The sequence below is a fragment of the Streptomyces ureilyticus genome, from assembly GCF_011045025.1.
GTDB classification, from domain to species: Bacteria; Actinomycetota; Actinomycetes; order Streptomycetales; family Streptomycetaceae; genus Streptomyces; species Streptomyces ureilyticus.
The window spans coordinates 1-23,921 of the sequence record NZ_JAAKZX010000049.1; the positions used below are offsets into that span (position 1 = coordinate 1).

Sequence of the window (23,921 nt, forward strand, 5' to 3'; positions counted from 1 at the left end):
CCCCGAAGCACCGCCCCGCCCCCCAGCGAACTGGCCCGCACCTCGGTGGGCAGCGGCGACAACCGGGTCAGCCGGTCCTGGACGCGACCTGCCAGAGCCTCGCCGCCGGCCTGCCCGATCTCCCCCGCGAGCACCACACACCCGGGGTCCAGTACGGCGATCACGGACGCGGCCCCAATGGCCACACGATCGGCGAGCGCATCGAGGAAGTGGCCCGCCGCGCCACTCGCCGGCACACCATTCGCCGCCGCCCGGACCAAGGCCGCCGCATGCGGCTCCTGAGGTGACGGGGGCGCCACCACCCCATACTGCTCGGCGAGTTCGACGATCGCCGCCGCCCCCGCGAGGGAGTGGAAGCCGCCACCGCAGGCCGTCGCCGACGGCAGCCCCGCGGTTCCCGGGACCGGGAGGAAGCCGATCTCGCCGGTGCCACCGGAGGCGCCCCGGCGCAGGGCGCCGTCGAGGACCACGGCGGCGCCGATGCCGTGGCCGAGCCAGAGGAGGACGAAGGTGTCCCGGTCGCGGGCGGAGCCTGCCCGCTGCTCCGCCAGGGCCGCGAGGTTCGTCTCGTTCTCGACGAGGACGCGGGCCGCGAACCGGTCGTCGAGCGCGGCGACGAGGCGCCGGTGCCACTCGGGCAGGCCGGAGGAGTCACGGAGTTCGCCGGTGGCGGGGTCGATGAGGCCGGGCGCCCCGATCCCCACCGTGTGCAGCTTGTCGGCCCCGGCCTCCTTGGCCGTACGCTCGACCAGCGTGACCGCCTGCTCGACGGCGGACCCGGTGCACGTCTCGTCCCCGATCGGCACCGAGGCTTCGGCCAGGACCGAGCCCAGCAGATCCGTGACGACGACGGACACGCCTTCGGTACGTACGTCCAGCGCGGCCAGCCGCGCGAGGTCGGCGACGATCCCGTACAGCCGGGCGTTCGGGCCACGGCGCTGCTCCCCCGCCTCCCCCACGACCGCGATCAGCCCGGCGGCCGTGAGGCGCTCCACCAGGTCGGCGACCGTGGGCCGGGACAGTCCGGTGAGCTGCTTCAACTGCCCTGCCGTCAAAGGACCTTCCTGCTGCAGCAGCCGCAGGGCGAGCCGGTCGTTGATGGCCCGGGCAGTACTCGGAGATGCGGGCATGGCGGGATCCTTCCAGATTGGAGGGGCGAGGCGACCAGGGCCCGATATCCGCTATCTATCAGGTAGGGACCCTGATAGTTTACGTCGGCGGATCGGCAGAGCGGACAGGCGCGAGGGAGGGCCCGGAGACGTGAGTGAAGTGGTCTACGACAAAAGCGAGTTGAGGCGCGCCCGGTACGCCGTGGCGACGGTCTTCGCCGTGCACGGCGCCGTGACGGGCTCGTTCGCGACCCGCGTTCCGTGGATCCAGGACCACGCCTCGGTGAGCGCGGGCCAGCTGGGCCTGGCGCTCGCGTTCCCCGCGATCGGCGCCTCCGTGGCGATGCCGCTGGCCAGCGGGATCAGCCATCGCTTCGGTGCCCGTGCGGCCCTGCGCGGACTGCTCGCGCTGTGGACGCTGGCCCTGGTGCTCCCTTCGCTCGCGCCGAACCTGCTCACGCTGTGCGTGGCGCTCTTCGTGTACGGCGCCACCGCGGGCATGTCCGACGTGGCGATGAACGCGCTGGGCGTCGAGGTCGAGACCCGGCTCGACAAGTCGATCATGTCCGGCCTGCACGGCTGGTGGAGCGCGGGCGCCCTGATCGGCTCGGCGGCCGGTACGCTCGCCGCCCACCTGGGCTCGGACGCCCGCCTGCATCACGCGCTGGCGGCGGTGGCGCTCACCCTGATCGGTGTGGCCGCCTGTCAGGGCGTACTGGATCTGCGGCCCACGGAGGACGAGGAGGCGCCGCCGCGGTTCGCGCTGCCGCCCAGGTCCGCGTTGCTCATCGGCGCGGTCGGGTTCTGCGCGGTGTTCGCGGAGGGGGCGAGCCTGGACTGGTCGGCGGTCTATCTGCGGGACGTGCTCGGCAGTTCGGCCGGGGTCGCGGCGGCGTCCACGACCGGCTTCACGCTCACCATGGCGCTCGCGCGCATCGCGGGTGACAAGGTGATCGACCGCTTCGGCCCGGTCCGCACCGTACGCGTCGGCGGCGTCCTGGCGACGCTCGGCGGACTGCTCGTCGTGGTGGCCGACAACGCGGTGGTGGCGATGAGCGGCTTCGCGCTGCTCGGCCTCGGCATCGCCGTCGTCGTCCCGCTCTGCTTCGCGGCGGCCGGACGCAGCGGCCCCAACCCCGCCCAGGCCATCGCGGGCGTCGCCACCATCACGTACACCTCGGGCCTGATCGCCCCCTCCGCGATCGGCACGATCGCGGACGCGAGCAGCCTGGTGGTGTCCTTCTGCCTGGTCACGGCCCTGACCTTCGGGCTCGTAGCGTTCGCCGGTGTGTTGCGCACCGGCGCCCGGCAGAGTGCCGAGGTCGCTTCACAGGAGCCGGTTCAGCGCGCCAAGTCGTAGGCGTAGTCCGGTGCGAACTCCCCCGGCGCGGCCAGGCAGCCGTCGGACTCGCCCGGCAGCTTGATCCACAGGTAGCCGTCGATCCGGGCCTCGCCAGTGCTCAGGGTCGGTGCCCGGCCCAGTTTGAGGCCCGCCGGATCGCACCACTCGCCGGCGGGCGGGATGCGGCCACCGTTGCGGCTGGTGTCGATGACGGCGCCGAGGCTCGCGGGGCCGCCGAGCGCGTCCAGGGTCTGTCGGACGTACGCGATCTCGCCGTTCGTACCGTTGAAGTTCGCGACGTTGCTGAAGATGCCGTCCGAGCTCGCGGCCGAGGCGGCGCCTGCCTGGCGCAGCAGTCCGACCATGGCCGAGGCGCCGCGCCAGGTGGAGTGGCCCGCGTCGTAGTACACCCGGGCGTTCGGGTTGGCGGCCTTGAGGACGCGGCCGGCGCGGGCCAGTGAGGCGAAGCGGGCGCCCCGGTCACCTTCGGACATGCAGTCGGCCAGGGCGATGGCGTCGGGCTCCAGGATCACGACGACCTCGCCGGAGCCGAGGCCGGCGGCGAACTTGTCGATCCAGGCGTCGTACTCGCCGAGGCTGCCCGCCCCTCCCTGGGAGGGCCCGCCGCAGTCGCGCTGCGGAATCGCGTACGGCACCACGATCGGGACGCGCCCCTGGGCAGCGGCGGCGGATGTGACTGAACGGACCCGCGAGGTGATGGTGTCCGGAGCGAACTCCGCGAACCACACGGCCTGCGGCTGATTCGCCAGCCGGGACTCTATGACCGCGCGGCGTGGGTCGTCGCGGTTCGCGGCGACCCACTGGAGCGCATGGGAATCGGGGTAGCGGTACAGATTCGTGGACACCTCGACGGGCTTCGGCTTCTTCGCCTCGGGCCTGGGGGCCTTCGACGGCTTGGGGCTCGGCTTGGCCGAAGACTTGGACGGCGAGGGGGACGGCGAGGCGGACTTCGTGGGCGAGGAGGTCGGCACGGCCGGACCGGGCTCCAGGAACGGGGAGTTGGTCACTTCCGGGCGGGCCTCGTCGCTGCCGCCCCGGCCGTCGAGTGCGGTCATCATCCCCGTCGCGGTGCCGACCGCCACCACGGCGGAGGCCACCGACACCATGGCGCCGCGCCGGGCGGCGCGTCTGCGCTCGGCCCTGCGTTCGGCCTGGCGCCGGGCACGTTTGCCTGACACTCGGGGCTCCCCCTTCTTGCCGGTCGAGCGCGTTCCCCCGTTCTGGGGAAGCGTTCGGCCCGTCGGACCTTTAGCCACCCTAAGGGTGGGACGCTGCATCCATGGTCCAGTTGGAACATTTCGCGACACCCGTGGACAAGGTCGTATCTCGTTTGCGCACACTCAGCACGACCTGGCCGGAGCGGGACGGTGTGGCGGTCTTCAACCGCGTCTACCTCGCCGTCACCCAGGAGGTCGACCGGCACGTTGACGCGGGCCAATTCCCCGATGCGCAGGCCGCGATCACGCTGGACGTGCGGTTCGCCGAGCGCTACCTCGCGGCCGTCGAAGCGGTGGCCGAAGAGCGCCGTCCACCCGCCTGCTGGCGTCCGCTGTTCCAGCTCCGGCGCCATCCCGGCGTACGCCCCTTGCAGTTCGCGCTCGCGGGCATCAATGCGCACATCGGGCACGATCTGGCGCTCGCGGTCGTAGACACTTGTCGTACGCTCGACTGCGAACCCGTCGACTTGGAGGACGAGTTCGAGCAGGTGGGCGACATCCTCATCACGCTGGAGGAACGCATCCGCGAGGATCTGACGCCCGGGCCGGACGTCCTCCAGATCGCCGATCCGCTCACCCATCTGATCGGCTCGTGGAGCCTGGAGCGGGCGCGGGACGGAGCGTGGTCGGCGGCTCGCGCGCTGTGGGCCCTGCGCGACTTGCCCGACCTCGCCGACGAGTGCGCCCGCCGCCTCGACGCGGCCGTCGGTCTGGCGAGCCGGATGCTGCTCACTCCCCTGCCGGATTGATCCGGCCACACCGGCTCGGCACCGCCGAATCGGGGTACGCGGGCGTTAGGTTGACTGTTGAACTGCCTTACGTGAAGCAACGCGAAGGAGCGTAGCCATGGCCACCAAGTTGGGCCTCTGTCTTCCTCAGGCGCCCCAGTACGACATCGGACGGGACGTACCCGATGTGGCGCGCACCGCCGAGCAGATCGGCTACGAGAGCTTGTGGGTGTACGAGCGCGCCCTGTTCCCGGAGCCCGCGACGCAGGGCCTGTACGGGGTGCCGGGCCTGCCCTGGCCCCCGCACTACCGCAGTGTCCCCGACGCACTGGTCACGCTGACGCTGGCGGCCTCGGCCACCGAGCGGGTCCGGCTCGGCACGGGTGTCCTGGTCGTCCCGCTGCACGGCCCGTTCCAGCTGGCCAAGACGCTCGGCACGCTGGACGCGGCGAGCGGCGGCCGGGTGGTGACGGGCTTGGGCACGGGCTGGTCGCTGGACGAGTACGCGGCGGCGGGCGTCGCGCCGTTCGAGGAGCGCGGCCGGGTCCTGGACGAGTTCCTCGACGTGTGCCAGGCCGTGTGGGGCCCGGACCCGGTGGAGTACGAGGGCCGCCTCACCAAGATCGCACCGTCCGTGGTCGGGCCCAAGCCCGCCCGGCCGATCCCGGTCCTGCTGCCCGCCAACAGCAAGAAGGCGCTGACCCGGCTCATCGACCGCGCCGACGGCTGGATGCCGATCGCCATGGGGGCCGACCAGCTCGCCGCACAGTGGCAGCAGGTGCAGGACATGGCGTCCGAGCGCGGCCGCACGAAGCCGATCGCGACCTCGGTACGGGTGAACGGCGTGCAGTACACGGCGAAGGCCTACGACGGCGCCGACCGCGCCCCGTTCCAGGGCAACGTCGAGCAGATCGTGACGGACCTCAAGGCCCACACGGAGATCGGCCTCGACGAGTTCTTCCTCGACCTCCAGGCCTCGACGCGGGACGCCCAGGAACTCAAGGACGTGGCCGCCGAGGTGTTCACGGCGGCGCGGGCGGCCGGGATCTGACGTTCCGCGTTCCTCTCAGGCGGCCGGCCCGGTCGGGGATTCTCCGTTCCCGGTTCTCAGTCCCCGGTTCTCAATCCTCGGGCAGTTCCACCGGCGCGATCTCGTCGTAGACGTCGCCGGGCCCGGGGTTGGCCGGGTCGGTCGCCCCGCCCAGGTGGTGCATGACGCCCCAGACCGCGTTCAGCGCGGTCTGGACGGCGCCCTCGGCCCAGCCCGCCGTCCAGGAGATGTCGTCGCCCGCGAGGAAGATGCCGCGCTTGTCCTCGGGGAGCCGGTCCTGCATGAAGTGCGTGAACAGACGCCGCTGGTAGCGGTAGTGGCCGGGCAGGTTGGCCTTGAACGCGCCCATGAAGTGGGGCTCGTTCTCCCAGGACACGGTCACCGGGCTGCCGATGACGTGCTTCCGGATGTCGACCTTCGGATAGATCTCGCCGAGCGACTTCAGCATGACCTCCATCCGCTCGTTCGCCGACAGCGGCAGCCACTTCAGGCTGTCGTCGCACCAGGTGTAGGAGAGGCAGATGACGGCGGGACGGTCCGGACCGTCGTCGAGGAGGTAAGTACCGCGCGTCATACGGTCGGTGAGGGTCATCGACATGACGTCACGCCCGGTTGCGTTTCCCCTGTCGTCGACGGCCTTGTCGAGCCAGAACGGCCGGTCGACGGGCACGAAGAGCTTGCTCGACTCCATGTAATGAGTCCGCTCGATGGCCGTCCAGTGGTCGATCGGGAAGAGCGAGTCGTCGCAGTCGACCTTGGAGAGCAGCATCCAGGACTGGGCGGTGAAGATCGCCGCCTGGTACGTACGGATCTCGCCGTGCGCGTCCGTCACGGTGATCCGGTTGCCCGCCGTGCGGTTCAGGCGGGTCACGGCGGGCTTCGGGGTCCCGTCGTGCAGCTTCGCGAGCGAGGTCCCGTACGGCCAGTGCACGATCTTCTGCGGCTCGCGTTCCCAGAGCCGGAGCGGGAGTTGGCGGCTGCCGCCGACGATGCCGCGGTGGTGGTCGTCGGCCTCGGTGTAGACGACGCGCAGGATCTCGAGGATCGAGTTGGGGAAGTCGGTGTCCCAGCCGCCCGTACCGAAGCCGACCTGGCCGAAGATCTCGCGGTGCCGAAAAGATCTGAAGGCCTCCGAGTCGCAGAGGAAGCCGTAGAAGGTCTGGTTGTCGAGCTTCTCGACGAGCCTGGCCCAGATCTCGCGGATGCGCGGGACGTCGCGGTCGCGCATGGCCTGGTTCATGGCGGAGAAGTCGGCGCCGTCTTCTAGACAGGCGTTCCAGGCCGTCGCGACCTGGCGGAAGACCTCGGGCAGGTCGTCGATGGTCCGGGCGTAGTGGGACTCGCCCTTGAGGTCGACGACCGTCGAAGGCGTCACCTCGGCAAGGGGGTTGGGGAACGGCTGGGTCTCAAGACCCACCAGGTCGATGTAGTGCTGGAGCGCCGTGGAGGACGGCGGGAAGCGCATCGCACCCAGCTCGGCGGTGAGGGAGGGATCGCACCCGTCGAAGCCCACCGTCCGCAGCCGACCGCCGATCTCGCCGGCCTCGTACACGACGGGCTTCAGGCCCATCTTCATCAACTCGTACGCCGCCACGATGCCGGACAGGCCGCCGCCGATGACCGCGATCTCGGTGCCGTGTGCGGTCGCCGGGAGCTGGCCGAGGCCCGCGGGGTGCGCGAGGAAGTCGTCATACGCGTACGGGAAGTCCGGGCCGAACATGGTGATCGGCGGCTGTTGCTTGTCTGCGTGCTCGATGGCGTTGGGCACGGTGGACGTCATGGGGTACGGACTCCTTGCGCGAAAGCTGCGGGGGGGTGAGGCTGGGGGTTCGGGTCGGTCAGATCGGCCGGCTCGTCCGGCTCGTTCGGCTCGTTCGGCTCAGGGACCCGTAGAGGCCGGGGCGGCGGTCCTTCAGGTACGGGTTCGCCTCGCGGGAGGCGGCCAGCAGGGCGGGGTCCACGTCACCGAGGACGAGCTCTTCGCCACGGCCCGCGCGGGCCCGGGCCACCCCGTCAGGGCCCGCCAGCGTGGAGAGACCGACGAACTCGAACTCCCCTTCCGTGCCGACCCGGTTGACGTACGCGACGTACATCTGGTTCTCGAAGGCGCGCACCGGTACGACCGACTCGGCGACGAACTGGAACGGGTGCATCTGGGCCGTGGGGACCACGAGGAGGTCGGTGCCGGCCAGGGCGTGGGCGCGGACGTTCTCCGGGAACTCCACGTCGTAGCAGATCATCAGCCCGATGCGGAGGCCGCCGAGCTCGGCCTGGACGACCGGCTCGTCGCCCGGCGTGAAGTGCTCGCGCTCGAAGCAGCCGAAGAGATGCGTCTTGCGGTAGTTGGCGAGACGCACGCCGCCGGCGTCGATCAGCTGGACGGAGTTGAAGACGGTCTCGCCGTCCCGCTCCGGGTAGCCGTACGCGACCGCGAGCCCGTGCCGCCCGGCGATCTCCGCGACCGCGTCGGCCCAGTTCCCGTCGGCGGGCTCGGCGAGCCGGCTCACGTCAGCCCCGATCGCGTACCCGGTCAGGAACATCTCCGGCGCCACCAGCAGCCCGGCTCCCGCGGCAGCGGCACGCCCAGCGGCCTCGTCGAGAACCTTGAGGTTCGCGGCGACGGAGCCGGGGCGTCCGGAGCTCTGGAGCAGGGCGGTGCGCATGGGTGTTCCTCACCGGAGGCGGAGGGGTTCGGGGGCCAGATCGACGGTACGGGCGGGGCTTCGGGCGGACAAGGCGGTGTTGTTGCGCGTTTGAGGGCGGATCGTTGCGTATGTCGGGGGTGGGACGGCGATTCGTTGCGCAGAGGCGGCTTCACGGTCGTGCCTTCGCCGCTGAAGCTCTGGCCACCAGGATCAGCGCCGTCACCAGGTACGGCGCCGTGAACCACGCGAAGGCGGTGCCGTGCGCGGTCACCGAGCCGGCCGCGCCATACGCACCATAGACGGCGATCGTGGCCAGGCTGGTCCCGAGACCGGCGACCGAGGTGAGGGTGGCCCGCCCTGTGTCGTCGATGCGGTGCTGGAGGCGGGTGTCGGCCAGTACGGTCGCCAGCTGGAAGCCGCCGAAGGCGAGGGCGACAAGGCCGATGCCGGCCGGAGTGCCCGCCGCGGCGCCGACGGCCAGGGCGAGCGCGGCGCCCGCGAGCAGCCCGGCGAACCCGGCCGTGCCCAGGCGTTCGCCCGCCCCGGCCAGCAGGCCGCCGACGGTGGCCGCCGCCCAGATCAGCAGGAGTAGATACGGGACCATCTCGTCCGGTACGCCGGTGTCACGCACGAGGAGCGGCGAGTACTCGTCGAGCGCGCCCCAGACGGCGGTCACGACGGGGACGAGCAGCAGGGCTCCACGGACGGAGCGGTTGGTGCGCGCCTCGGTGAGCCCGGCCCGAAGGGTGGCGGCCCAGCCGTCGCTTCCGGCCGCCGGCTTGCGGTGCTCCGGAAACCGGGTGGCCATCGCCGCCGCCAGCAGACAGGCCAGCACGCTCACCGCGCCCACGGCCGGGTAGCCGCCGAACGCGAACACCGGCCCGGCGAGCCCCATCGCCGCCATCACGGCGAGCAGGCCCGCCGCCCGGGCCCGGCCCATGACGCGGGCGTACCGGTCGGCGGAGCCGAGCCGGTCCAGCTCGTCGTAGACCAGGGCCTCCAGCGCTCCGGAGCCGAGCGCTTCCCCGGCGCCCCACAGGACGAAGCCGAGCGCGAAGGCACCGTACGACGGGACGAGCACCCACAGGGCGAAGCCGGCGGCGGTGAGCAGCGGACCGAGCCACAGCAGCCGCCGACGGGAGAAGGCGTCGGCCCAGGCACCGGAGGGGACCTCCAGGACCAGGCTCGTGAACGACCACAGGACGAACAGGGAGGAGATCTGCCAGACCGACAGACCGGTGTCGCTGAACAGCAGCGCGTACACCGGGTAGAGCAGGATCAAGTCGTGGAGAAACGCGTAGCCGTACAGCGTCGCCGCAAGCCGCCGCACGCCGACGGCGGGCACACGCGCAGGTGAGAGAGTCATGAGGCCTTCCCGCAGGGACAGTTCGGACACCGGAGATACGGCGCCCGAGGCGGCCCTCGGGAGGCACGGCTGGTGGATCAATGTCGCCAGGTCATGGCACCGATAGTAAACGGACAAGCCGACATAGCACAGCGAGTAACGGCGCCTTGATTAGGAAGGGTGCGATGCCGCGGCCCGAGCGCCCCGTTCTCACCCAGGCGCCCCCGAAGAAAACCGTCGCAACAACGGCGACAACACCAGCACCGACTTCGTCCGCTCCACAAACGGCTCCCCAGCGATCCGCTCCAGCACCCGCTCAAAGTGCCGCATATCAGAGGCGAAGACCTGAACAACCGCGTCCGCCTCACCGGTGACGGTGGACGCGGCCACAACCTCCTGATAGCGCTCGAGACCGAGCCGAATGGTCTCGGGAGACGTGTTGCTGCGGCAGTAGATCTCCACGAACCCCTCGGTCTCCCAGCCGAGCGCGGCAGGGTCCACCCGAACCGTGAAACCGGTGATGGCTCCGGTGGCCCGCAACCGGTCCACGCGCCGCTTCACCGCGGGCGCGGACAGGCCGACCTCCTGCCCGATATCGGCGTAGGAGCGGCGAGCGTCTTCGGCGAGGGCATGCACGATGCGTTCGTCGAGTTCGTTGAGCACTCCGCGTCAGTTCCAGCTGGCGTGCAGTGGCATGCCCTCCGCGTAGCCGGCGGCACTCTGAATGCCGACGACCGCCTTCTCGGCGAACTCCGCCAGGGAGTTCGCGCCGGCGTAGGTGCAGGAGGAGCGGACGCCCGCGATGATCGCGTCGATGAGGTCCTCGACGCCCGGGCGGTCCGGGTCGAGGTACATGCGGGAGGTGGAGATGCCCTCCTCGAACAGGCCCTTTCGAGCCCGGTCGTAGGCCGACTCCTCGCTGGTGCGGTTGCGGACGGCGCGCGCCGAGGCCATGCCGTACGACTCCTTGTACAGGCGGCTGTCGGCGTCCTGGTGCAGGTCGCCCGGCGACTCGTATGTACCGGCGAACCAGGAGCCGATCATCACGTTCGACGCACCGGCCGCGAGCGCCATCGCCACGTCGCGGGGGTGCCGGACGCCGCCGTCGGCCCACACATGCTTGCCGTACTTCTTCGCCTCGGCGGCGCACTCCAGGACGGCCGAGAACTGCGGCCGGCCGACGCCGGTCATCATGCGCGTGGTGCACATGGCGCCGGGGCCCACGCCCACCTTGACGATGTCCGCGCCCGCCTCGATCAGGTCCCGCACACCGGCCGCCGCGACGACGTTGCCCGCGACGATCGGGACCTGCGGGTCGAGGGCGCGTACGACCTTGATCGCGGTGACCATCGACTCCTGGTGGCCGTGCGCCGTGTCGATGACGAGGGTGTCCACGCCCGCGTCGAGCAGCTGCTTGGCCTTGCCCGCCACGTCGCCGTTGATGCCGAGGGCGGCGGCGATGCGCAGACTGCCGTTCGCGTCGGTGGCCGGTGTGTACAGGGTCGCGCGCAGGGCGCCCTTGCGGGTGAGGATTCCGGCGAGTCGGCCGTCCGGGTGGACGGCGGGCGCGTAACGGCGGTTGGCGGTGTCAAGCGTGTTGAAGGCCTCGCGCGGCTCGATGTCCGCGTCGAGCAGCAGCAGGTCCCGGGACATGACCTCGGCCAGCTGTGTGAAGCGGTCGACGCCACGCAGGTCGGCGTCGGTGACCACGCCGACGGGCTTGCCGTCCTCGTCCACGACGACGCCCGCGTTGTGCGCCCGCTTGGGCAGCAGCGCCAGCGCGTCGGCGACGGTCTGGTGGGGTGCGAGGACGATCGGGGTGTCGAGCACCAGATGGCGGCCCTTGACCCAGGAGATGACCTCGGTGACGACGTCGATCGGGATGTCCTGCGGAATGACGACGAGACCGCCGCGGCGGGCGACGGTCTCGGCCATCCGGCGGCCCGCGATCGCCGTCATATTGGCGACCACCAGCGGAATCGTGGTGCCGGTGCCGCCCGGCGACGCCAGGTCGACGTCCTGCCGCGAGCCGACCGCGGAACGGTTCGGCACCATGAAGACGTCGTCGTACGTCAGGTCGTAGGGAACCGGAGATGACTCTACGTAGCGACCGGTGCCGGCCTCGAGGAAACGCATAGACCCACAGTTTCACGCGAATTGACGCAGGTCACTGCCAGGAAGACACAGCAAGAGGCCCCCGCGGTCGGGCAATCCTCCAGGGAGGTACGGGGGCTCCCGTGTCGGGCAGGATTCTGCCTTACGACAAAACGTTACCGCGGTGCCGCGAGCTGACGTTCGAGTGCCCGTTCCGTGGTGGTCAGCGGGATGTCCGGGCACAGCCGCTCGGGGTGGCCGAGTGGCGGTGGCAGCAGGACCGGGGGCCGTGGCGTCGGTGGCGCTGCCGGCAGGCCCAGCCACATCCAGCCGGCGGCGACCAGGGATTCGTAGCAGCCCCGGAGGAACCGTGTCACGGCCTTCATGACCGCAGGGCGGGCGCCGGCTCCCGGTGCGCGCCGCTCGGGACCGTGGCGGCGACAGGTGTTTCGTCGCTCCATGTCCACAGCCGGGACAGCGCTTCCACATCGAGGTCGTGCCCCTCGGTCCACAGCCGCGCCGCGGCGGTCAGCACCGACTGGCGGTCGGCCTCGGCCGTGCCCCGGCGGGCGGGAAGCAGCGGCACGGCGGCGCTGGCGCCGAGGCGTACGGCCCGGTGGCGGCGGGCGAACGCGGTGAGGGTCTGCCGGGGTCCGGCCTCGACCAGCAGGACGTCCTCGATCGCGAGGAGTTCCTCCAGTGCCGTACGGAAGTGGACGGTGTCGGTGATCTGGCGGGCCCAGAAGCGCGGGCTGAGCGCCTCTTCGGGGCGCAGCAGGGCTCCGGTGTAGCCGGAGTACAGGGGCAGGCGCGCGTCCCGCAGCGGGATGCGGCGGTAGTCGGCCTCCACCGCGTCCGAGGCGGGGGCCATCGCCGGGGAGTGGAACGGGCTGGTGGCGGGGACCGTGACGACCGTGAAGCCGTCGGCCCTGAGCCGGGACTCGACGGCGGCGAGCGGCGCCGCAGCACCCGCGAGCATGACCTGCTGGGCGGTGTTGACCGCCGCGACGACGACGTCCGCGTCGAGGTAGGGGCGCACCTGGTCCTCGCTCGCGGCGACCGCCAGCATGCCGCCGGCCGGCATCTTCACGGCTTCCCGTACCCGCGACATCACCATGGCGATCGCGTCGGGCAGCGACACGACGCCGGCGAGGGTCGCGGCGACGAGCTCGCCGGCGCTGTGCCCGAGAAGGGCGACGGGCCGCACACCCCAGCTGAGAACGAGGCGGCCGAGCGCGTAGTCGACCGCGAACAGCAGCGGTTGCGCCCGCCGTACGTCGTCGACGGGGATACGCGGCGCGCCGGGGTTCAGCCAGTCGTCGCGGATCCGGCGGCCGTCCTCGCCCAGGTGCGCGAGGACGGCGTCGACGGCCGCGGTGAACACGGGCTCACGACGGTAGAGGCCCGCCGCCATGCCCGGGTGCTGTGAGCCCTGGCCGGGGAAGAGGAGCGCCACCGGCCGGGGACGGTCCGCTCGTACGGGCCGGGCCTTGTGCACGGAGCTGACGGCGAGCACGGACACGCTGACGGCCGCCGCGCGCACCGGTCCGGGACGCGTTCCGCAGGGCACCGCGGTGGGCAGGGCGGGGAACGCCTCGCTGTGCAGTCCGTCGAGCAGGGGCAGCAACTCGCCCCGTACCCGGGTCTCGTCGTCCGTGTCGCGGCCCGACCAGAGCAGCAGCCGGTGGCGGTCGGGATCGGTGGCGCGGTGGCCGTGGCGGAGTGGGCGCAGGGGCGGCGGCGCGTCCTCGTCGGTGCCCGTCACGTCCAGTACGCCCAGGATGGGGTCGGAGTCGGCGACGGCCTCGGCGGCCCGCTTGACCGCGTACACCGTGATGGTGTCCTGCTCCGGCTCGCCGAAGCCCGCCACCAGGGCGAAGTCGGCGGTACCGGCGTGGAGTTCACGGTGGGCCAGGCGCAGGGCGCGGCCCGGGGTGAGCACGGTGCGGACGGTGAACCCTTCGTGCCGCGGACCGGGAGGCGGGTCGGTGGCGGGCCCGCCGAGGTACACCACGGTACGGACCGGCAGCGCCTCGGGAGACCGTCCGAAGGCGCGCAGGACCGCCGAGACTCCGGCGGCCGACACCACGGACCGCGTCCGCTGTTCCCGCGCGGGGCCGGGGCTCACGATCAGCCTCCGGACGACCGCGCTGAGCGACGTGAGCGTCATGTTTCCCTCCTTCTGGGGCCGCGGCCCCGGGCCGCATGGGTAGTGCGTGCGTGCTCGGTGGTGCGTACGGGACCGGCCGTCGCGGGCTCGGTCGTACGTACGGGAGGTGGGGTGGCCGCCCCGCCTGCGGGGGATGTGGGGCGGGGCGGCCGGTCGGGGACTCAGGCGGCCGTGGCGCCACCGGAGTTGATGAGGGCGAGGAGCGCGCCCGGGGTCTCCGCGTCGACCACGGCGTCGTCCGGTATCTCGATGCCGTACTCGCGCTGGATCTCGCCGATGACCTGCAACAGGGCGAGGGAGTCGTAGCCGAGCTCCATGAACGGGGTGTCGATGACGTCGCCGTCCAGGTCTACGCCCTCCTCCTCGCCGGCGCTCTCGCGGAGCATGCGGGTCAGGTCGGCGAGGGTGACGGTGGTGGTCGTGGTGGTGGTCATGGTGGGTGACGTCCTCTCGGTCGGTCGGGTGGTCGGGCGGTCGCTGATGCGGTGGTGCGGGGTGGATTCGGGCCGGGCCGAACGGTTCGGATGAGTCCGGATGACTTTCCGAGGCGTTCGGATGCGTTCGGATGGTTCAGTCGGCGCGGCGGACGACGAGCGCGGCGTTGAAGCCGCCGTATCCGCGGGCGAGGACAAGCGCGGTGCGCAAGTCCGCCTCGCGGGCCTCGGTGACCAGGTCGAGCTGCTGGTCCGGCGCGGGCGCCGCCACGTTCACGGTGGGCGGGACAACCCCGTCGCGCAGGGCGAGCAGGGCGGTGGCCACGTCCAGCGCGGCGCCGCCGGCGAGCAGGCGTCCCGTCATCGTCTTGGGCGCCGTGACGAGAACGCCGCGCGGTCCGAAGAGCGCGGTCAGCGCCTCGGCCTCCGCCCGGTCCAGATCCGGTACGCCGGAGGCGTCGGCGAGGACGACGTCGACGTCGGCCGGGGTGATCCCGGCGTCTGCCAGGGCGTTCTCGACGGCCCGGCGCAGTGCGGGCGGGCGGCCGGAGTCCGGTGCCGGATCGAGGGTCGCCGCGTATCCGGCGAGGTGGCCGTAGACGCGGGCGGCGCCCCTGCGGTGGGCCGACTCCGGGTCCTCAACGACGAGGATCGCGCCGCCCTCGCCGGGTACGTAGCCGGCCGCGTCGGACGAGAACGGCAGGTAGGCGCGGTCGGGGTCGTTGACGGTGCTCATCAGGCCGGAGGCGATCTGCGGCACCCAGCCCCAAGGGCACAGGGCCGCGTCGACACCGCCGGACACGACAGCCGGGACGCCCTTGCGGATGTGGCGACGGGCCTGGCCGAGGGCGTCGATGCCGCCGGCCTGTTCGGTGAGCAGGACGCCGCTGGGGCCACGCAGTTTGTGCCGGATGGAGATCTGGCCGGTGTTCACGGCGTAGAACCAGGCGAAGGACTGGTAGGCGCTGACGTACTCCTTCCCCTTGCTCCACAGGTTCTCCAGCTCGCGCTGGCCGAACTCGACGGCTCCGCCGGACGCCGAGGTGACCACGCCGACGCCGTACTCGGGAAGGCCAGCGCTGTCGAGACCGGCACTGTCGAGGCCCGCGTCGGCCAGGGCCCACTCGGCCGCGGTCAGCGCGAGCCGCGTCATGTGGTCCGTCTGCGGCATGAGCCGGCTGGGGATGTGCTCCTCGGCGACGTATCCGGGCACCTCGCCGGCGATCCGCGAGGGATAGCCGCCGGCGTCGAAGCGGGTGACCGGGCCGAGGCCGGACTCGCCGGCCAGGGTGGCCTTCCAGAACTCCTCCGTGCCCAGGCCGTTGGGCGCGGCCACGCCCAGCCCGGTCACCACGGCGGTCGTGGTCATGGGGCGCTCCTTTCCGGGCGGGCCAGCACCATGGCGCTCTGGAAGCCGCCGAATCCGCTGCCCACGCTGAGGACCACGTCCGTGGTGTGCTCACGGGCCGTCAACGGGATGTAGTCCAGGTCGAGTTCGGGATCCGGCTCGTGCAGGTTGGCGGTGGGCGGCAGAACCGAGTGCTCCATGGCGAGGGCACAGGCGGCGATCTCCAGCGAGCCGATCGCCCCGAGGGAGTGCCCGATCATCGACTTGATGGAGCTGACCGGGGTGCGGTACGCGTGCTCCCCGAGGCTGCGCTTGAACGCGCCGGTCTCGTGACGGTCGTTCATCTTGGTGCCCGAGCCGTGGGCGTTGACGTAGTCGACGGTGTCGGGGGCGAGGCGGGCCTCGGCCAGGACCGCGTCGATGGCCGCGGCCATCTCGTGGCCGTCGGGCTTGAGGCCGGTCATGTGGAACGCGTTGCAACGGGAGGCGAAGCCGGCGATCTCGGCGTAGATGTGCGCGCCGCGCCGGCGGGCGCTCTCCAGTTCCTCCAGTACGAGGATCGCGGCGCCCTCGCCGAGGACGAGTCCGCTGCGCGTCCGGTCGAAGGGCCGGCAGGCGCTCTCGGGGGTGTCGTTGCGCGGGGTGGTGGCGTGGATGGCGTCGAAGCAGGCCGAGGTGATCGGCGAGATCGGCGCTTCGGTGGCTCCCGCGATCATGACGTCGGCGGTTCCCTCGCGGATGAGTTCCACCGCGTGGCCGAGCGAGTCGAGGCCGGAGGTGCAGCCGGTGGAGACCACGGCGGCGGGCCCTTCGGCGCCGGCCTCGCGGCCGACCTCGGCGGCCATGGAGCTGGGCACGAAGTGCTGGTACAGCTCGGGCACCGCGTAGGTGTGGTCGACGTTCCAGAGGCGGCCGCCGTCGCTGACGACGACGTACTCGCGCTCCAGACTGGTGGTGCAGCCGACCGCACTGCCCAGGGAGGTGCCGATGCGTCCCGGGTCGAGCGCCGAGGTGTCGAGCCCGCTGTCCGCGAGTGCCTCGCGGGTGGAGACGACCGCGAACTGCGCGGCCCGGTCGAGCCGGCGGATCTCCTGCGGGGAGAGTCCGGCGGCCCGCGGGTCGAAGTCGCACTCGGCGGCGACCTGCGAACGGAACGGGGACGGGTCGTAGAAGGTGATCCGGCGGGTGGCGGTGCGTCCGGAGGTGAGCAGATCCCAGTACTCCTTGACACCGACTCCGCCCGGGGCCACGACGCCCAGACCGGTGATGGCGACTCTGCGCATGGGCTACCTGGCCTTCGACGGGGCCCGGTGCGGCACCGCGCACCACCCGGATGGAACTGTGGGGGTCACTGTCGATCCCTTCGTCCGTGGCGCTCCGTGGCGCTCCTGCTGTCCATGGCGCTACCGCTGTCCTTGGCGCCTCTGACGTTCCTTGGCGCCTCTGCTGTCCGTGGCGCTTTTGCTGTCCGTGGCGCTGCTCAATCGATGCGGAGGCCGGTGCGGTTCAGGGTCAGGTCCTCCCCGCCCCGGCCGTCCGGACCGGCCGGGCGGCTCGCTCGTGACGTGCCCCCGTGTCCGGTGGAGTCATGGAACGGGTGGGCTCTCGACCGTGGCTCGCGTGGGCGTGGAACGGCCGGAAGGCCCCACTACGTCGGCACATTTCCGTGCTTGCGCTCGGGCACCTCGGCCCGTTTCGTACGCAGCATGGCCAGCGACCGGATGAGGACGCGGCGGGTGTCGCCGGGATCGATGACGTCGTCGACGAGACCGCGTTCGGCCGCGTAGTACGGGTGCATCAGCTCGGCCTTGTACTCCTTGATGCGCTGGGCGCGCAGGGCCTCCGGGTCGTCGGCGGCGGCGATCTCGCGGCGGAATACGACGTTCGCGGCCCCCTCGGCGCCCATCACCGCGATCTCGTTGGTGGGCCAGGCGAAGGACAGATCGGCCCCGATGGAGCGGGAGTCCATCACGATGTAGGCGCCGCCGTACGCCTTGCGCAGCACGAGGGAGATCCGGGGCACGGTGGCGTTGCAGTACGCGTAGAGCAGTTTGGCGCCGTGCCGGATGATGCCGTTGTGCTCCTGGTCGACGCCGGGCAGAAAGCCGGGGACGTCGACGAGGGTGACGAGCGGGATGTTGAAGGCGTCGCAGGTGGACACGAACCGGGCGGCCTTCTCGGAGGCGTGGATGTCGAGCACCCCGGCCAGGCGGGCGGGCTGGTTGGCGACGATGCCCACCGGGTGCCCGTCGAGCCGGGCCAGCGCGCACACCACGTTGCCGGCCCAGGTCTCGTGGACTTCGAGGTACTCGCCGTCGTCGACGACCTCCTCGATGACCTCACGGATGTCGTACGAGCGCCCGGGGTCGGCCGGTACGAGGTCCGCGAGCCGGCCGGTGGCGCGGTCCGCCGGGTCCTCGCAGGGCACGACGGGCGGCAGCTCGCGGTTGTTGGCGGGCAGCAGCGACAGCAGGAACCGTACGTCCTCCAGGCAGCCGTCCTCCTCGTCGTGGGCGAAGTGGCTCACGCCGGAGGCGGTGGCGTGGACGTCGGCGCCGCCGAGCCCGTCGTGGGTGATCTTCTCGCCGGTGACGGCCTGGACCACGTCGGGGCCGGTGATGAACATCTGGGCGGTGCCGCGCACCATGAAGACGAAGTCGGTGAGGGCCGGCGAGTAGGCGGCGCCCCCGGCGCAGGGCCCGAGCATGACGCTGATCTGCGGGATCACACCCGAGGAGGCGACGTTGCGGCGGAAGATCCCGCCGTATCCGGCGAGGGCGGTGACGCCTTCCTGGATCCGGGCGCCCGCCCCGTCGTTGAGGCTCACCAGCGGGGCGCCGGCGGACGCGGCGAGGTCCATGACCTTGTGGACCTTGGCGGCGTGGGCCTCGCCCAGCGCACCGGCGAACACGCGGAAGTCGTGGGCGTAGGCGAAGACGGTACGGCCATGTACCCGGCCCCAGCCGGTCACGACTCCGTCGCCGTGCGGCTTGCGGTCCTCAAGACCGAAGCCGGTGGCCCGGTGCCGGCGCAGCGGCTCGATCTCCGTGAACGTGCCCTCGTCGAAGAGCAGTTCCAGCCGCTCGTGCACGGTGAGTTTGTTCTTCTCGTGCTGCCGCCGGGTCGCCGCGGGATCGGGGCCGCGGCTCACCTCGTCCTTGAGGCGGCGCAGTTCGTCGGTGGCCCGTCGCAGGTCGGGGGCCGGTGGGCTGGTCGTGAGCTCGTCGAGGATCGTCATTGGCCGAACGTAGGAACGGCTCCTCGAAGCACGGTGGAGGTCCCCCGGCAGGCCTTACGACACCTCAAGTCTCCTGGCCCGTAAGGGCTTCTGAGGGTTCAGCCGCCCGCGGTCACGTTGAGGTCGAGTTCCGGGTCGGCGGACAGGACGGCCTGGTGCAGCCGCTGCAGGCGCGGCGACGGTTCCAGGCCCAGCTCGTCGACGAGGGTGGCGCGCAGCCGCTGGTACGACTCCAGGGCGCGCCAGGAGCTGCCGGAACGGTGCAGGGCCGTCATCAACTGGGCGCAGAAGTTCTCGTGCATGGGGTGCTTGGCGACCAGGACCCGCAGTTCGGGCACCGTCTCGGTGTGCCGGCCGAGATGCAGATCGGCGTCGATGCGCCGCTCCAGCGCGGCCATCCGGTCCTCTTCCAGGCCGAGGACCTCCAGTTCGAGCACGCTGCCGATCCGGACGTCGACCAGGGCGGGCCCGCGCCACATCTTCAGGGCCCGGCCGAGGAGTTCGGAGGCGGCGCGGTGGTCGCCCGCCTCGTGGGCGTCGCGCCCGGTCGAGGCCAGCCGCGCGAACTCCTGGGCGTCCACCCGGCCCGGCTGGACCTGAAGCAGATAGCCGCCGTGCCGGGTGACGAGCACGTCCTTGGCGGCCCGTACCGGGTCCCCGTCGAGGGCTGCGGCGATCTTGCGGCGGAGCTGGAGAATGTACGTCTGCAGTGTGGTCGCCGCGCTGCGCGGAATGTCCTCGCCCCAGATCTCCTCCATCAGCGTCGGTACGGTGACGACCCGGTCGGACTGCAGGGCGAGAAGAGCGAGGATCTGGCGCGGCTTGCCCGCGGTGGGGACCACGGAGACTCCGTGTTCGACGGCGGTGAGCGGTCCCAGTACGTTGATCTCCATCGTACGTTCCCCTTTTTGGCTCGGTTCCCCGTCACTCCGCCGCCGGACCTCGGGGCGGAGCCTCACCCGAGCCTGGCATCCCGGGCACACCGCGCCCCAGTGATCCGCTCATGAAGGAGGACGTGAAAATGTCATGCCCGGATGGTGAGCCCGGCACTGGGCCGCCGTGAGCGGCGCGACGCAGAATCCTGACCAACAGGACGTCGAGGGCAGCCTCGTACGACCGCAACGGGAGGGAAACTCATGCTCGAGTCAATCACCGTCGCATCCGGCACCACTGGCACGGCCGTCAGGCCGCGGGCGGACCATCGCCTCGCACTCCTCACCGCCCGCACGGGACTTGAGCCCGAGCTGGCCCAGCGGTACTCCGAAGACCCGCTGTCGATTCTCGCCGAGTTCGGACTGACCGCGACCGAGCCGGTCTATCTGGAGGATCGTTTCAGCGACCAGGACGCCTTCGTACTGGAGGACTTCGACCGCGTCGGTGCGACCGTGACGTCCTCCTGCAACTTCACGCACGGGCCGATACCCGTGACCTCCTCCTGCAACTTCACCCACGGACCGATACCCGTGACCTCCTCCTGCAACTTCACCCACGGACCGATACCCGTGACGTCGTCCTGCGACTTCACCCACGGACCGATACCCGCGGGGCGCTCGTGACCGTGACGGACCCGGTGCCCACGGGTCTGCCCGTGGGCTTCAAACGCCATCTGCGCGTGGAGACGGTGTCCGGCGAGGCCGTGTATCTGCTGTCGGACCAGGGCACCACCGCCCTGCGCGGCCGGCAGATCGAGGCGCTGGCACCACTGTTGGACGGCACACGGACCCTTCCGGCGGTGATCGCCGACGCGACGGACTCGGTGCCGCCGGCTCAGGCGGGCCGGCTGATCGCCGCGCTGGCCCGCGCGGATCTGGTCGGCTACCGGGACCCGGGTGCCGACGCCGCCGCCGAGGCGTACTGGGAACTGGCCGGCATCGGCGGCCCCGGCGTCGTGGCGGCCGTGCGCTCCACCCCGGTACGGGTGGCGGCGCTCGGCCGCACGGACGGCTCGGTGGTGCGGGCGGAGTGCCGGGCGGCGGGGCTTGTGCTCGCCGAGTCCGAGGAGCAGGCGGCGTTCGGCATGGTGGTGTGCGACGACTACCTCGACCCGGAACTGGCCGCCGTGGACGCCCGGCACCGCGCGGCAGGGCTGCCGTGGCTGCTCGCCAGGTCGCGGGGACCGGAGGTGTGGGTGGGGCCGGTGTTCGGGGCGCCCGACGGGCCGTGCTGGTCCTGCCTCGCGCACCGGCTGCGCGGCCACCGCTGGTCGCAGGCCCCTGTCTGGAACGCCCTGGGGCTCTCGGGCCCCCTGCCGCTCCCCGAGGCGTCACTGACGGCCGTGCGCTCGCTCGGTCTGCAGACGACGGTGCTGGAGGCGCTGAAGTGGGCGGCCGGGATGCGGTACGCAGGCCAGGGCACCGTGTGCCGCCTTGACACCCGCACGCTGCGCACCAGCCATCACCCGGTGGCGCGGCGCCCGCAATGCCCCGAGTGCGGGGACGCGGAGCTGGTGGCCTCCCTGGGACGCAGCCCGGTGGTGCCGGTGTCACGGCCCAAGGCGTCCGGGGGCGGTGCCAATCACCGCGCGCTGTCCGCCGCCGACGTGCTGTCCCGCTACCGGCACCTGGTCGATCCGGTCACCGGCATCGTGGCCGGTCTGCGGCCGGTCACCGACACGCCGGAGGGTCTCAACCGCTGGGTGTCGGGCCGGAATCTGGCCCTGCGCGGCCATGCGGCGGAGGGGCTGCGCAGCCACTGCGGGGGTAAGGGGGTCACCGCCGAGCAGGCCGAGGCGGGCGCGCTGTGCGAGGCGGTGGAACGCTACTGCGGAACCCGGCAGGGCGATGAGCCGGCGGTGCGGGACTCGCTGGCGGGGTTGGGCGAGGACGCCATACACCCCAATGACGTCCAGCTCTTCGCCGAGCGGCAGTTCCGGGACCGGGAGCGGTGGAACGCCCGGAACGCGGCCGTGCACACGGTGCCGCCGCGCTTCGACGAGGGAGCGGTGCGCGAGTGGACGCCGCTGTGGTCGCTCACCTCTCACCGGCAGCGGCTGTTGCCCACCTCCATGCTGTACTTCGGCCCTGCCCCGGACGGCACCGAGCCCGCGCCGTGGGCCGACTCCAACGGCAACGCGGCGGGCAGCAGCCTGGAGGATGCCGTGGTCCAGGGGTTCCTGGAGCTGGTGGAGCGCGATGCCGTGGCCCTGTGGTGGTACAACAGGCTGCGCCGTCCGGCGGTGGACCTCGACGCGTTCGACGAGCCATGGCTCGCCCGGGCCCGAACCGCCTACGGGAAGGCGGGCCGGTCTCTGTGGGTGCTCGACCTCACCGCGGATTTCGGCATTCCGGTGATGGCCGCCGTCTCGCGGTGCGCGGAAAGCCCGCAGGAGAAGCTGTCGTTCGGTTTCGGGGCGCATTTCGATCCCCGGCTGGCACTGCAACGGGCGGTCACGGAGATGTGCCAACTGCTGCCGCCGGCTCAGGCGGAAGAGTCAGTTAGTCAAATGCTGGACATTCCCCGTGAGTTGCGGAACTGGTGGAGTACGGCGACCGTCCGGAATCAGCCATACCTCCTGCCGGATCCGGCCGAATCCGCGCGTCGGCCCGGCGATTACCGTTACGTTCCGCAGAACGATCTGCGGGCCGATGTCGCAGCTGCGGAATCGATGGTCCGAGATCACGGCATGGAATTACTGGTGCTCAATCAGACGCGACCCGACGTGGAACTCCCGGTGGTCAAAGTAGTGGTGCCGGGCCTGCGTCACTTCTGGGCGCGGTTCGGTCCCGGTCGGCTCTTTGACGTGCCCGTACGCATGGGCTGGTGCGAACAGCCCACGCCTTACGAGGACTTGAATCCCGTGCCTCTCTTCGTCTGATCCCTTAGCATGGCGCGCGCACAGTCCTGCTGAGGAGGCTGCGATGTCGGAACCGCATGACGGGAATGCAGGTCCTGATATCCCGGGGGGCAGCGAAGCCGTTTCTTTATCCGCACCAACTGACCAGCACCGTAAGGGATCCGGCCAAGTCCCCCCGGGCGCGGCCGCCTTGCGGCCCCTGACCGACCTGCCGGCCCCCCGCCTCGCGCGGGGCATCACGGTCCTCGCGCTGCTCTGCTACGCGACGGTGACCGTCCTGAACGTGCTGCGCTTCGGCGACGCGACCGCACTGCGGCTGACCGTCTGCGTCGCCCTCGTCCTGGTCGTCTTCGGCGTCCAGTTCGTGGTCTCGGCCCCGGCGGCGCGTTCCTGGCCCATGCGCAGGAAGGTCGGCGTGCTGGCCTTCCAGACGGTGCTGACGTACGTACCGCTGTTCTGGTTCGGACTCTCGTGGGGCAGCATGGAGGGTCCGCTGGCGGCCTCCGTGCTGCTCACGTTCAGTCCCCGGGTCGCCTGGCCGCTGTTCGGCGGCGTGGTCCTCACGATTCCGGTCTACGCGGCGGTGCTGGGCGAGTCGCCCGCCCAGTCCGCCTACTTCCTGATCGCCGGGATGCTCTGCGGGGTGGTCATCTACGGGCTCAGCCGTCTCACCGACCTCGTGCACGAAGTGCATGCCGCCCGTGAGGAGTTGGCCACGATGGCGGTCGCCCAGGAAAGACTCCGGTTCGCCCGTGACCTGCACGACCTGCTCGGGTACAGCCTGTCCGCCATCGCCCTCAAGGGCGAGCTGGTGCACCGGCTGGTCTCGGCCCGCCCCGACCAGGCGCGGGCGGAGACGAGCGAACTGCTGCGGGTGGCGCGGCAGGCCCTCTCCGACGTACGCCTGGTGTCCAGCGGCTACCGGAACATGTCGCTGCGGGACGAGGCCGAGTCTGCGGCGGCGATCCTGGCCGCCGCCGATGTGCGCGCCGATGTGGGTATCGACTGCGGCCGGCTGCACCCGGTCGTGGACACGGCGCTCGCCACCGCTCTGCGTGAGGGAGTGACCAACATCCTGAGACACAGTAGGGTTCAAAGGTGCAGCATCTCGGCCACCGTTGACGCAGAAACGGTACTTCTCAGTCTTGTCAACGATGGGGCGCTTCAGGGGAAGGCGCCCTCGATGTCCGGGCCGACGAGCAGCGGCCTGAACAATCTGCGCGAGCGGTTCGCGAAGATCGGCGGCGAGCTCACGGCCGGTCTGGGGGAGGACGGGCGCTTCCATCTGGAGGCATGCGTGCCACTCCGTCCGCCGACCACGGACGAGGAGTCGCCGCGGGGCCCGCGCACGACCGAGAGGGCCGCCGCCTGACCATGATCAGCCGC

Annotated in this window: 20 protein-coding genes; 6 read left to right on the top strand and 14 right to left on the bottom strand. The window is 71.5% G+C overall.

Annotation, left to right across the window (positions count from 1 at the left end; genetic code table 11):
* A partial coding sequence (locus tag G6048_RS17595) for an ROK family transcriptional regulator (RefSeq protein WP_165340494.1) occupies positions 1 to 1,130 on the bottom strand: 1,130 nt, incomplete at its 3' end.
* A gap of 130 nt (positions 1,131 to 1,260) precedes the next feature.
* On the opposite strand from G6048_RS17595, the gene G6048_RS17600 reads away from it, so the two are divergent.
* Positions 1,261 to 2,469: an MFS transporter gene (locus G6048_RS17600; protein WP_165340495.1), complete on the top strand. Its 1,209-nt coding sequence runs from the start codon at positions 1,261 to 1,263 to the stop codon at positions 2,467 to 2,469.
* Here G6048_RS17600 and G6048_RS17605 read toward each other — a convergent pair.
* The gene (locus G6048_RS17605) at positions 2,451 to 3,578 is read right to left on the bottom strand and encodes a glycoside hydrolase family 6 protein (protein WP_165340538.1); all 1,128 of its coding nucleotides are present in this window, start codon (positions 3,576 to 3,578) and stop codon (positions 2,451 to 2,453) included. The two genes, G6048_RS17600 and G6048_RS17605, sit on opposite strands and share 19 nt — an antisense overlap.
* 173 nt (positions 3,579 to 3,751) lie before the next feature.
* Between G6048_RS17605 and G6048_RS17610 the strand changes: the two genes are divergently transcribed.
* Both G6048_RS17610 and G6048_RS17615 read left to right on the top strand, forming a co-directional pair.
* Positions 3,752 to 4,438, top strand: coding sequence for a DUF5995 family protein (locus tag G6048_RS17610; protein ID WP_165340496.1), 687 nt, complete (start codon positions 3,752 to 3,754; stop codon positions 4,436 to 4,438).
* Positions 4,439 to 4,535: 97 nt separating this feature from the next.
* Positions 4,536 to 5,468, top strand: coding sequence for an LLM class F420-dependent oxidoreductase (locus G6048_RS17615; RefSeq protein ID WP_165340497.1), 933 nt, complete (start codon positions 4,536 to 4,538; stop codon positions 5,466 to 5,468).
* A gap of 70 nt (positions 5,469 to 5,538) precedes the next feature.
* Here G6048_RS17615 and G6048_RS17620 read toward each other — a convergent pair whose 3' ends face one another.
* From G6048_RS17620 to G6048_RS17675, 12 genes are all read right to left on the bottom strand, one after another.
* Positions 5,539 to 7,248, bottom strand: coding sequence for a flavin monoamine oxidase family protein (locus tag G6048_RS17620; RefSeq protein WP_165340498.1), 1,710 nt, complete (start codon positions 7,246 to 7,248; stop codon positions 5,539 to 5,541).
* A 58-nt stretch (positions 7,249 to 7,306) separates the two neighbouring features.
* The gene (locus G6048_RS17625) at positions 7,307 to 8,131 is read right to left on the bottom strand and encodes a carbon-nitrogen hydrolase family protein (RefSeq protein WP_165340499.1); all 825 of its coding nucleotides are present in this window, start codon (positions 8,129 to 8,131) and stop codon (positions 7,307 to 7,309) included.
* 151 nt (positions 8,132 to 8,282) lie between these two features.
* A complete protein-coding gene (locus G6048_RS17630) occupies positions 8,283 to 9,479 on the bottom strand; it encodes an MFS transporter (RefSeq protein ID WP_165340500.1) in 1,197 nt (398 codons plus the stop codon).
* Positions 9,480 to 9,668: 189 nt separating this feature from the next.
* Positions 9,669 to 10,121, bottom strand: coding sequence for an Lrp/AsnC family transcriptional regulator (locus G6048_RS17635; protein WP_165340501.1), 453 nt, complete (start codon positions 10,119 to 10,121; stop codon positions 9,669 to 9,671).
* Between the two features lie 6 nt (positions 10,122 to 10,127).
* Positions 10,128 to 11,594 carry a GuaB1 family IMP dehydrogenase-related protein gene (locus tag G6048_RS17640; protein ID WP_165340502.1) on the bottom strand — a complete coding sequence of 489 codons (1,467 nt, stop codon included), beginning with the start codon at positions 11,592 to 11,594 and terminating at the stop codon, positions 10,128 to 10,130.
* Between the two features lie 134 nt (positions 11,595 to 11,728).
* Positions 11,729 to 11,938, bottom strand: coding sequence for a DUF6059 family protein (locus G6048_RS17645; RefSeq protein WP_165340503.1), 210 nt, complete (start codon positions 11,936 to 11,938; stop codon positions 11,729 to 11,731).
* Entirely contained in the window at positions 11,935 to 13,722 is a 1,788-nt protein-coding gene (locus G6048_RS49620) for an acyltransferase domain-containing protein (protein ID WP_235989993.1), read from the bottom strand. The genes G6048_RS17645 and G6048_RS49620 overlap by 4 nt, the downstream gene beginning before the upstream one ends.
* Positions 13,723 to 13,883: 161 nt before the next feature.
* Positions 13,884 to 14,156, bottom strand: a complete 273-nt coding sequence (locus G6048_RS17655; protein ID WP_165340504.1) for an acyl carrier protein — start codon at positions 14,154 to 14,156, stop codon at positions 13,884 to 13,886.
* 136 nt (positions 14,157 to 14,292) lie between these two features.
* On the bottom strand, positions 14,293 to 15,525 hold the full coding sequence (locus G6048_RS17660; RefSeq protein ID WP_165340505.1) for a ketosynthase chain-length factor: 1,233 nt from the start codon (positions 15,523 to 15,525) through the stop codon (positions 14,293 to 14,295).
* Complete coding sequence (locus G6048_RS17665) at positions 15,522 to 16,787, bottom strand: beta-ketoacyl-[acyl-carrier-protein] synthase family protein (protein ID WP_165340506.1); 1,266 nt, start codon at positions 16,785 to 16,787, stop codon at positions 15,522 to 15,524. The genes G6048_RS17660 and G6048_RS17665 overlap by 4 nt, the downstream gene beginning before the upstream one ends.
* A gap of 365 nt (positions 16,788 to 17,152) precedes the next feature.
* Positions 17,153 to 18,742 (bottom strand): acyl-CoA carboxylase subunit beta, encoded by a 1,590-nt coding sequence (locus tag G6048_RS17670; RefSeq protein ID WP_165340507.1) that lies wholly within the window; start codon positions 18,740 to 18,742, stop codon positions 17,153 to 17,155.
* Positions 18,743 to 18,840: 98 nt separating this feature from the next.
* The gene (locus G6048_RS17675) at positions 18,841 to 19,635 is read right to left on the bottom strand and encodes an AfsR/SARP family transcriptional regulator (protein WP_165340508.1); all 795 of its coding nucleotides are present in this window, start codon (positions 19,633 to 19,635) and stop codon (positions 18,841 to 18,843) included.
* A 243-nt stretch (positions 19,636 to 19,878) separates the two neighbouring features.
* On the opposite strand from G6048_RS17675, the gene G6048_RS17680 reads away from it, so the two are divergent.
* From G6048_RS17680 to G6048_RS17690, 3 genes are all read left to right on the top strand, one after another.
* Entirely contained in the window at positions 19,879 to 20,298 is a 420-nt protein-coding gene (locus tag G6048_RS17680; RefSeq protein ID WP_165340509.1) for a hypothetical protein, read from the top strand.
* On the top strand, positions 20,295 to 22,556 hold the full coding sequence (locus tag G6048_RS17685) for a TOMM precursor leader peptide-binding protein (protein ID WP_165340510.1): 2,262 nt from the start codon (positions 20,295 to 20,297) through the stop codon (positions 22,554 to 22,556). Before G6048_RS17680 ends, G6048_RS17685 begins: the two co-directional genes overlap by 4 nt.
* Positions 22,557 to 22,725: 169 nt before the next feature.
* Positions 22,726 to 23,907 carry a sensor histidine kinase gene (locus G6048_RS17690; RefSeq protein ID WP_235989994.1) on the top strand — a complete coding sequence of 394 codons (1,182 nt, stop codon included), beginning with the start codon at positions 22,726 to 22,728 and terminating at the stop codon, positions 23,905 to 23,907.
* The last annotated feature ends 14 nt before the right edge of the window (positions 23,908 to 23,921 follow it).

Excerpts from the sequence above, each read along its gene's own strand:
- G6048_RS17605 (WP_165340538.1), bottom strand. The coding sequence starts at position 3,578 with ATGGTGTCGGTGGCCTCCGCCGTGGTGGCGGTCGGCACCGCGACGGGG.
- G6048_RS17610 (WP_165340496.1), top strand. The coding sequence starts at position 3,752 with ATGGTCCAGTTGGAACATTTCGCGACACCCGTGGACAAGGTCGTATCT.
- G6048_RS17615 (WP_165340497.1), top strand. The coding sequence starts at position 4,536 with ATGGCCACCAAGTTGGGCCTCTGTCTTCCTCAGGCGCCCCAGTACGAC.
- G6048_RS17620 (WP_165340498.1), bottom strand. The coding sequence starts at position 7,248 with ATGACGTCCACCGTGCCCAACGCCATCGAGCACGCAGACAAGCAACAG.
- G6048_RS17625 (WP_165340499.1), bottom strand. The coding sequence starts at position 8,131 with ATGCGCACCGCCCTGCTCCAGAGCTCCGGACGCCCCGGCTCCGTCGCC.
- G6048_RS17630 (WP_165340500.1), bottom strand. The coding sequence starts at position 9,479 with ATGACTCTCTCACCTGCGCGTGTGCCCGCCGTCGGCGTGCGGCGGCTT.
- G6048_RS17640 (WP_165340502.1), bottom strand. The coding sequence starts at position 11,594 with ATGCGTTTCCTCGAGGCCGGCACCGGTCGCTACGTAGAGTCATCTCCG.
- G6048_RS17645 (WP_165340503.1), bottom strand. The coding sequence starts at position 11,938 with ATGAAGGCCGTGACACGGTTCCTCCGGGGCTGCTACGAATCCCTGGTC.
- G6048_RS49620 (WP_235989993.1), bottom strand. The coding sequence starts at position 13,722 with ATGACGCTCACGTCGCTCAGCGCGGTCGTCCGGAGGCTGATCGTGAGC.
- G6048_RS17655 (WP_165340504.1), bottom strand. The coding sequence starts at position 14,156 with ATGACCACCACCACGACCACCACCGTCACCCTCGCCGACCTGACCCGC.
- G6048_RS17660 (WP_165340505.1), bottom strand. The coding sequence starts at position 15,525 with ATGACCACGACCGCCGTGGTGACCGGGCTGGGCGTGGCCGCGCCCAAC.
- G6048_RS17665 (WP_165340506.1), bottom strand. The coding sequence starts at position 16,787 with ATGCGCAGAGTCGCCATCACCGGTCTGGGCGTCGTGGCCCCGGGCGGA.
- G6048_RS17670 (WP_165340507.1), bottom strand. The coding sequence starts at position 18,742 with ATGACGATCCTCGACGAGCTCACGACCAGCCCACCGGCCCCCGACCTG.
- G6048_RS17675 (WP_165340508.1), bottom strand. The coding sequence starts at position 19,635 with ATGGAGATCAACGTACTGGGACCGCTCACCGCCGTCGAACACGGAGTC.
- G6048_RS17680 (WP_165340509.1), top strand. The coding sequence starts at position 19,879 with ATGCTCGAGTCAATCACCGTCGCATCCGGCACCACTGGCACGGCCGTC.